This window comes from Petrotoga halophila DSM 16923 (assembly GCF_002924615.1).
The window spans coordinates 1-8470 of record NZ_JALY01000054.1 but is presented as its reverse complement, the minus strand read 5'-3'; the positions used below and the strand labels follow the sequence as shown (position 1 = coordinate 8470).

The following is an 8470-nucleotide window of genomic DNA, read 5'->3' as shown; positions in this document are numbered from 1 at the left end:
TTTTCAAATATGAAAAAGGTTTGTTTATTAAACTTAACCTGCAAAATCTCGGAAGTGATTTGAATGGCTAAAGACAAAATAGATGTAGAAATTCGAATGATAGAGGCATTAGTATTCTCAAAGCCCAACGGTATATCTTTCAAAGAGATCTCCAAACGTTTAAAGATAAAAGAAGAAGAATTGAGGCATTACATAGAAGAAATAGAATTACATTATATCGGTGACCAACACGGTGTGGAATTGGTAAGAAACGGGAACAAATACAGATTTGAAATAAAGCCAGAAATAAAATCTATGATATTTCCAAATCCTCGAAAATTTGAGTTAACACAAACTCAATTCGAAGTATTAGCGATACTATTTATGAATGGAGATAGCAGGGTTGTCGAGATAGAAAAAATCAGAGGCAAAAATAGTTACTATCAGCTAAAAAAATTAATGGAATACGATCTAGTTAAAAAAAGTAAAAAGAAAAACCATACATACTACCATCTTACCGAAAAATTTTACGAATTCTTACCGGATAAAACGTTGAAAAAGTTGGAGGAAATGAAAAAGAATGAAGCTACAAAAGGCTCTTCAAACAATATCTCTGAGTAGAAGGCAGTCCTCAGAGTACATATTGACTAAAGGCGTGAAAGTCAACGGTAAATTGGTTAAAGAACCGTGGTATGAAATAAAAGAAAATGATTTCATAGAATTTAACAATAAAAAATATTATCTTTCCGAGCTACAAAAGAAAGCTGAAAACAAAGTTTATTACCTTTTAAACAAACCCAAAGGAGTCTTGTGTACCTTCAAAGACCAATACGGTAGAAAGACAATAAATGATTTGCTAAAAGGAAAGATTGAAGAAAGAGTTTTTTATGTAGGCAGGCTTGACTACGATTCAAGCGGCCTTTTGCTTCTGACAAACGATGGTGATTTAGCCAATTATTTGTTAAGGCCTGAAAATAAGGTCACTAAAGTTTATGAAGTATTGGTGAAAGGTACGCCTTCAAAAAAGGAATTGCAGACTTTGGAAGAAGGTATCACACTTGAAACCGGATATAAAACGATGAAATCCAAGGTGAAAATTTTGAAAAAAGAAAAAGATCTATCCCTTTTACAAATCAGTTTAAACGAAGGTAAAAAAAGGCAGATAAAACTCATGATAAAAGCTTTAGGTTATAAAGTTATAGAATTGAAAAGAATCAAATTTGGGCCATGGAGTATAGAAGAAGTCCCTGAGCCTGGGGATATAAAATACTTGGGTGGTAGAGAAGAAGTAAGAAATAGACTTTTATCGAACTTTTCATAGGCAAATAAATGGGGGGAATAAAACAATGAGGACGCAAAAGCGTCCTCATTGGATGGGCCGAAATATCAATCATGATGTTTCGGGGGGATGGGTATTTTTATTATAGCTAATTATTATTAAGGCTCGTATTCAAAAAAATTAAATTATTTTGCATTTTCTTGTTATTTGGAAAGAAAGTATTATCAATTTAATTTTAAAAGTTTTCAAAAAAACTAATTTGGGGGAAAATATGGTATAATTTGATAATATAATTAAATAAGAGTATTTTGAAGTTTTCAAAAAACACAGGCACTTTCTGGTTAGCTGTAGGATGAAAGAGTGCTAACACAGGTTTTAAAGTTTCTAAAGGTAGTAAAAAAATAAATTTGGGGGTGAGAAAAATGAAAAGGTTTTATTATGTATTTTTTTTGTTAGTTGTAAGCATGTTTCTGTTCACATCCTGTGCACTTGAAGAGATCGAGTTAAAAACGGATCCAACTATTCAAGCACCTATTGCAACAGAAAGTATTACAATGTCCGATTTAGTGGATACTGAAGATATTGTAAGTAGTTTAGAAGATAGTTTTGGTTCCGATGCCACCGTCACACACAAATCTACTAATCCCTTGACTTATGGGGTAGATTTGAAAATATTCGATGGACAAGAAATTTTGGATAAGATCCCAGGTTCTCAAAGTAATTTTAGTGACGTTCCCGTTGCATCTTACGATTTAGTTACATCTGATGCTTCTTTAACGCTGGTATCTCTTGGCGGTACAACTTTTGGATCTTTGGGAGAAATTAGTCTTACAAGTCTTCCGGCAACTCTTGTAGTAATAGGAATTGATGATCCATCCGATGTAACAATAGAAGCAACTTTGACTACATCTAGTACTTCAACTCTTATCTCTTCTGGAGAGGAATTTGACTTAGGTCCTTTGTTTAATGAGTATTCTAATGTATATTTAGATGAGATGACCATCACATTTACTTCATCACTTGCAGCGGATGCTTCTCCAACGATAAAATTGTTAGTAGATATCCCTTTTGAATTCACGATAACCGAAGATGTCGAATTATTCACAAATAAAGATGAAGTAGGCGATGAGGATATCTTTGGTAGATCTGGTGAAGATTCTGATGATTTGAGTGATATACTCGATGGAATAGAATCATTGAAGCTTCACATGAATTACGACAACACGACAGGATTGCCCTTAAAGATGGAAGTTCAAGGGTGGGATGTTGAAAACGACGGACCTACTGCCTCAGGAGTTAAAACAGAAGTAATAACGGTTGGTGAAGATAAAACTGTTGCATTTGTTTTAACAGACCTTATCGAAGATATGAAAGATACGGTTCCTTTCAATTTGGTATTCACAGTAAAACTGCCCTCATCAACGTATTCATTGAATATGGATGGTAGTTTAGATCTTAGCCTTTGGTTGGATCTTGATACAGACTTAACAATACCAATTACTTTAAGGGCACAATAAAGGAGGGGATGACTATGAAAAAATTGTTTATAATATTGCTAATAGTTTCTTCGGTTTCTTTGATCATTTTTTCAGAAGGATTGAGATCTTTTGATAGTAGTTTGAATCCGCTTTTGTTAGAATCAATAGGTAAAAGAAATTATTTTGAAATCGAGCTTTCTCCCGATATAATGGTTTATCAAAACGCTTACAAAATAGCAGACCTTTTACCCATATTGACCGCTACAAAGTTTACTATTAATTTCGACGATTTATATACCTATTTAGATGGAGAACCTTTATCTTTTATAACAAAAGATAACGTTGAAGGGCACTTAGTAGTAAATATCTTTGATCTGGGTCTTGGGGTTGTACTCAATGGTGATTTAAAAAGTGATTTAACGGTACCAAACGATTTGATAGATCTTATCGCCAATGGTAACGAAATAGATACAACCAACGAAGGTACGATGTCGTTAAATTTGGATACATCTTTTAAAGCAGGTGCGTACGCTTCTTATAATTTTGATGGTATGTCAGTTGGATTAGTTTACAACTTGTTCTTGCCCATAGTCTATACCGAGGAATCAAATATTGAATACGAATTTTCTACAGATACAGATGAAGGAACAACAACGGCTGAGTTGAACATGAACGTTGATTTGTACTCTCCATTTGATAGTGATGAGCTTGAAAATATATCCATTAACTCCGTAACAGATAAATTTTTAACCGATGCAGGACATTCCATAGATGCAGGTGTAACCTTTGGTGAGATTAAAAATCCTGTTGTGGGAATCGCGGTAAAAAACATAACGGTTAAACCTGCAAAGGTTTCTTACAAGATTCCTTATCAAGAAACGATTAGTATTTTTGGTGAAGATTCCAGTAGTTCAACACCCATGGAAGTTGAATCTGTAAATGAAACATATGCTTATCCAATGAGTGTTACCGGATTTTTTAGGATACCGGTAGTTTTACTTGATATCATTCCATATGGGGAATTCTATGTGGATACTCAAAAGATCGACTGGGGTGTACAAGCTAAAACTTCTCTTTTCAATTTTATACCGTTGACAGTTGGTATTGAAAATTATCGCGATTATTGGAGCACATTCTTAGGTTTTGGAATAGATAGCAGAATTATTGAAAGTAGAACGGAGTTATCCCTTACGGCAAAGAATCTTGAAAAAATTTTTGATTTGAACGGGTTTACATTCAAATCAAGTTTTGCCATAGGGTTTTAAAAACAATGATTTAGACAATCATAAAAAAGGGCGCTTAGCGCCCTTTTTTTGAAAGTATTTTGTTGAATGTAGTATAATAGAAAAGAATCAATAGAGTTGAATTTTGTAATGTACTAAGCAAAAGGACTCTATCTATAAATCTTTCAGATTGTCTAAAGATAGTAAATATCTAGTAACTGTGAGGAGCAATATGAGTAGGCATATCTATAGGCTAAGGGGAATGAATCTGGATAAACTTATAGAACTTGCACAAATAGGGGACAACCAAGCCCTAGGCATAATTCTTGAAAAGTTTGAACCTATGGTGAAATCTATTGTTGGGAAATATTATGGTACATGGCTGGAATTCGAAGATTTTTTACAAATAGGTTTGGTGGGTTTAATTCAAGCGGTATATAATTTCAGAAAAGATGCAAACGCTAAATTTTCAAGCTTTGCCTATATGAATATCTCTTCGGAGATCAAGTCTTTTGTCACTTACTTGAATAGAAATAAGCATAAAGTTTTAACAGAAGCTGTAAGTATGGAAAATACAGACGACGAATTTACAGAAAATGCCGATTATTATATAGAAAGCGTTGATACTGAAAAGAAGGATTTTCTCAAGGAATATTTTTTATCAAAGAGTCTTGAACAACTCGAATGCAACGAAAGGGAAATTGTTGAATTATGGATAGATGGATACTCATATCAAGAAATTGGGAATAAAATGGAAATAAATACAAAAAAGGTCGATAATACCATCCAAAAGATAAAAAAAGTTTTCGCAAGAAATATAGATGAATACAATAATATAGTGGAGATGTTTGGAGGTAAGTATGAGATTTAAGATAACTATCTTTGTGGTAAGTTTAGTAGCAATAGTTTTATCCATTGTCACAGAGATTAGGGTAATAGAACTTAGGAAGGATCTGCAAAGTCAATTCAATCGATTAAATTCAACAGTGAATGAAAAATTGGAGGCTCAAGAAAAAGAGATCACTAATCTCAATAAATATTTTGAGCCAGATGGTGTGGTTGAAAAATTCATAGTTTCAAACAATTTTTTAGAAAAAAATCTAAACGATCTGGATAAAATTATCACTAATTTAGATGAACCATCAGATGCCGGTTACATTCAGATATATATTATAGGTTCCTCAGATGTATGGGTGGCGTTTAGAAATCCAGAAGGTAGATACATCTTCCAAGGAAATTTAAAGCCAGGATTGAATCCATACAAATTTTACTTTTTTAAAGAGCCTTCCATTGAAACTCAATATACCTACACGCTTCCTTTTAACGCCTCATTTAAGAGTGGAGTTGCTGAAAATACTTTTTTTCTAATAAAAGAACCTGGTCAATACAGACTTATCAAACATCCCGACAAAGACATTTCGAACATAATGAAAGATTTAAACCTCTATATTCCAACGGTTACAGGAAAATAGTCAATTGTGGTATAATTAACAATAGAGTAATCATAACAATGGAGGAATGACTATAGATGGAAAAAACTTACAATCCACAAGAGATAGAGAAAAAATGGCAAAAGAATTGGGAAGAAAAAGAGGCTTTTAAAGTTCTGAATGAAGAGTACCATAAAAAATATTATGATTTGGTAATGTTTCCTTACCCTTCGGGGACGCTACATGTTGGTCATGTAAAAAACTATGTTATTGGTGACGTTATAGCTCGTTACAAGAGGATGAGAGGGTATAGCGTCTTGCATCCATTTGGTTTTGATGCGTTTGGGCTGCCTGCGGAAAATGCCGCGATAGAGAAGGGAAACATTCATCCAGAAGATTGGACCATGCAAAACATTAATATCATCAGAAATCAAATTAAAAAGTTAGGTATTAGTTATAATTGGGATAGAGAAGTTGTAACGTGTAAAGAAGATTACTACAAATGGACACAATGGATTTTCTTACAATTGTATAAAAATGGCTTAGCTTACAAGAAAAAAGCACCTGTGAATTGGTGTCCAAACTGCAAGACTGTTCTTGCTAATGAGCAAGTTGTTAACGGAAGATGTGAAAGATGTGGGACCAATGTGGAAATCAAACACTTAGAGCAATGGTATTTCAAAATAACTGACTACGCCGACAAGCTGCTAAATGATTTAGACAATCTGAACGGATGGCCAGAGAATGTCAAAACAATGCAGAAAAATTGGATAGGAAAAAGTGTAGGAGCCGAAGTAGAATTTAAGCTTGATAACAGAAAAGGAAGCTTGAGAGTTTTTACAACCAGACCGGATACCTTGTGGGGAGTTACCTTTATGGCATTAGCTCCTGAATCACCACTTGTGGAAGAATTGACAACTTCAGAAAATACTGAAAAGGTCAATAAATTTTTGCAAAGAGTAAGTTTGCAAGATAGGTTTAAAAGAACCGCTGAGGGAGCTGAAAAGGAAGGTGTTTTCACCGGAAGTTACGCAATAAATCCTGTGAATGGAGAAAAGATTCCTGTTTACGTAGCGAACTATATTTTGTATGAATATGGTACTGGAGCGATTATGGCTGTTCCTGCACATGATCAAAGAGACTTTGAATTCGCGAAAAAATACGATCTTCCCATAAGAGTTGTTATTACGCCTGAAGATGACGAGTTGACTGAAGAAATTCTAGAAAAAGCCTACGTTGGTGAAGGAGTTTTGATAAATTCCGGAGAATTTACAGGTTTAAACAACCAGACAGCAATTAAGAAAATCTCTCAATGGTTAGAATATAAAAAGATTGGAAAAGTTGTCACCCAGTACAAATTGAGAGATTGGCTTATATCAAGGCAAAGGTATTGGGGAGCTCCGATTCCCATTGTATATTGTGAAAAATGTGGGGTTGTTCCTGTGCCTGAAAAGGATTTGCCCGTAAAACTTCCTAGGGATGTTGAATTTGAACCCACTGGCAAAAGCCCTTTGATCGATCATCCGGATTTTAAAGAAACAACATGTCCAAAATGTGGTGGGAAAGCTAAAAGAGAAGTTGATACAATGGATACCTTTGTGGATAGCTCATGGTATTATTTGAGATATGTGAATCCAAAGCTGGAAGACAAACCTTTCAATAAGGAAGATGTAAACAATTGGTTACCTGTAGATCAGTATATAGGTGGAGTCGAACATGCAATATTACACTTACTTTATTCAAGGTTCATAACCAAAGTGTTAAAAGATCTTGGGTATGTCAACTTTGATGAGCCCTTCAAAAATCTTTTCACTCAAGGTATGATATACAGGAACGGGGCTAAGATGTCTAAATCAAAAGGTAACGTTGTGTCTCCTGAAGAAATGATCGAAAAATATGGCACTGATGCTTTAAGAACTTACATTCTTTTTATGGCTCCTCCCGAAAGGGATGCAGAATGGAATGATTCAGGCATAGAAGGGACATATAGATTCTTGAATAAGGTTTGGAATACGTACATGAAAATACAGGACAAGATAATTCATCTTGAAAATAACTCGAATTATCTTTTGAAAAATAAACAGGAAAAGGATTTAAGAAGAAAGTTGCACCAAACTATTGAGAAAATATCAAACGATATAGAAGGCAATTTTCAATTTAACACTGCAGTAAGTTCCCTTATGGAGCTTTTGAATGAATTAAACTCATATCTAAATAACACGGACGAAAAAGATTGGAACCTCAACTTACTAAGAGAATTTTCTGAAGATTTTGTATTGATGTTATCTCCTATTGCACCTCATATAAGCGAAGAATTATGGGAGAATTTTGGAAAAGATAGGTTAATATTTAAAGCAAGTTGGCCAAAGATCGATAAAGATGCTTTAAAAGCAGATGAAATTACTATAGCTGTACAAATAAATGGGAAATTGAGAGCTCAGATAACGGTTGATGTTAATTTAAACGAAGATGAAGTAAAAAGTTATGCTTTAGAAGATGATAAAGTTCAAAAATATATATCAGGTAAAAAGATACAAAAGATCATTTATGTTCCAAAAAAGATTATAAACATAGTGGTCAAATAAGAAATAACAAATAGGAGGTGAAAAAAGTTTTTCACCACATTATAAGAACTAGTTATTAATGCGTTGGTGAGAACTTTTTCATAAATATGAAATCACCAAAAGTACCTAAACCTACAATAAAAAGATTAGCTATGTACAACAGATTTTTAAGAGAGTTACGAGATGAAGGAATACCAAAGACCTCTTCTCATGAGATTGCTGAAGCCCTTAATATAAAGGCTTCTCAAGTTAGAAAAGATTTGTCTTATTTTGGTGAGTTTGGAAAGAGGGGCGTAGGATACGATGTTGAAAATCTGTGTTTAAAGATTCATAAGATTTTAGGAACAGAAAGAGTTTGGAATGTTGCAATTATAGGGGTGGGAAACCTTGGCAGGGCTATTTCTCATTATCCCGAATTAGAAAAATACAAGTTTAAAATAGTTGCGGCCTATGATGTAGACAAAAGAAAAATTAATTCTATTTTGTTACCTGGTATTCCAATAAAACATATTAAAGA

At 33.8% G+C, this 8470-nt stretch carries 8 protein-coding genes; all 8 read left to right on the top strand.

What is annotated here, in order from left to right; all coding sequences use genetic code 11:
* Positions 1 to 63: 63 nt before the first annotated feature.
* Positions 64 to 600 (top strand): SMC-Scp complex subunit ScpB, encoded by a 537-nt coding sequence (locus tag AA81_RS02420; protein WP_103078553.1) that lies wholly within the window; start codon positions 64 to 66, stop codon positions 598 to 600.
* A complete protein-coding gene (locus AA81_RS02415) occupies positions 560 to 1300 on the top strand; it encodes a pseudouridine synthase (RefSeq protein WP_211286436.1) in 741 nt (246 codons plus the stop codon). The genes AA81_RS02420 and AA81_RS02415 overlap by 41 nt, the downstream gene beginning before the upstream one ends.
* 380 nt (positions 1301 to 1680) lie before the next feature.
* Complete coding sequence (locus tag AA81_RS02410; RefSeq protein ID WP_103078552.1) at positions 1681 to 2775, top strand: hypothetical protein; 1095 nt, start codon at positions 1681 to 1683, stop codon at positions 2773 to 2775.
* 14 nt (positions 2776 to 2789) lie between these two features.
* Positions 2790 to 4001: a hypothetical protein gene (locus AA81_RS02405; RefSeq protein WP_103898077.1), complete on the top strand. Its 1212-nt coding sequence runs from the start codon at positions 2790 to 2792 to the stop codon at positions 3999 to 4001.
* Between the two features lie 190 nt (positions 4002 to 4191).
* On the top strand, positions 4192 to 4830 hold the full coding sequence (locus AA81_RS02400) for a sigma-70 family RNA polymerase sigma factor (protein WP_103078550.1): 639 nt from the start codon (positions 4192 to 4194) through the stop codon (positions 4828 to 4830).
* Positions 4820 to 5431 carry a hypothetical protein gene (locus tag AA81_RS02395; protein WP_103078549.1) on the top strand — a complete coding sequence of 204 codons (612 nt, stop codon included), beginning with the start codon at positions 4820 to 4822 and terminating at the stop codon, positions 5429 to 5431. The genes AA81_RS02400 and AA81_RS02395 overlap by 11 nt, the downstream gene beginning before the upstream one ends.
* Positions 5432 to 5487: 56 nt before the next feature.
* Positions 5488 to 7974 carry a leucine--tRNA ligase gene (gene leuS, locus AA81_RS02390; RefSeq protein ID WP_103898076.1) on the top strand — a complete coding sequence of 829 codons (2487 nt, stop codon included), beginning with the start codon at positions 5488 to 5490 and terminating at the stop codon, positions 7972 to 7974.
* A gap of 86 nt (positions 7975 to 8060) precedes the next feature.
* A partial coding sequence (locus AA81_RS02385) for a redox-sensing transcriptional repressor Rex (protein ID WP_146050328.1) occupies positions 8061 to 8470 on the top strand: 410 nt, incomplete at its 3' end.

What these genes read in the sequence shown, in the direction of transcription:
- leuS (WP_103898076.1), top strand. Translation starts at nt 5,488, where the DNA reads ATGGAAAAAACTTACAATCCACAAGAGATAGAGAAAAAATGGCAAAAG.
- AA81_RS02420 (WP_103078553.1), top strand. Translation starts at nt 64, where the DNA reads ATGGCTAAAGACAAAATAGATGTAGAAATTCGAATGATAGAGGCATTA.
- AA81_RS02410 (WP_103078552.1), top strand. Translation starts at nt 1,681, where the DNA reads ATGAAAAGGTTTTATTATGTATTTTTTTTGTTAGTTGTAAGCATGTTT.
- AA81_RS02405 (WP_103898077.1), top strand. Translation starts at nt 2,790, where the DNA reads ATGAAAAAATTGTTTATAATATTGCTAATAGTTTCTTCGGTTTCTTTG.
- AA81_RS02415 (WP_211286436.1), top strand. Translation starts at nt 560, where the DNA reads ATGAAGCTACAAAAGGCTCTTCAAACAATATCTCTGAGTAGAAGGCAG.
- AA81_RS02395 (WP_103078549.1), top strand. Translation starts at nt 4,820, where the DNA reads ATGAGATTTAAGATAACTATCTTTGTGGTAAGTTTAGTAGCAATAGTT.
- AA81_RS02400 (WP_103078550.1), top strand. Translation starts at nt 4,192, where the DNA reads ATGAGTAGGCATATCTATAGGCTAAGGGGAATGAATCTGGATAAACTT.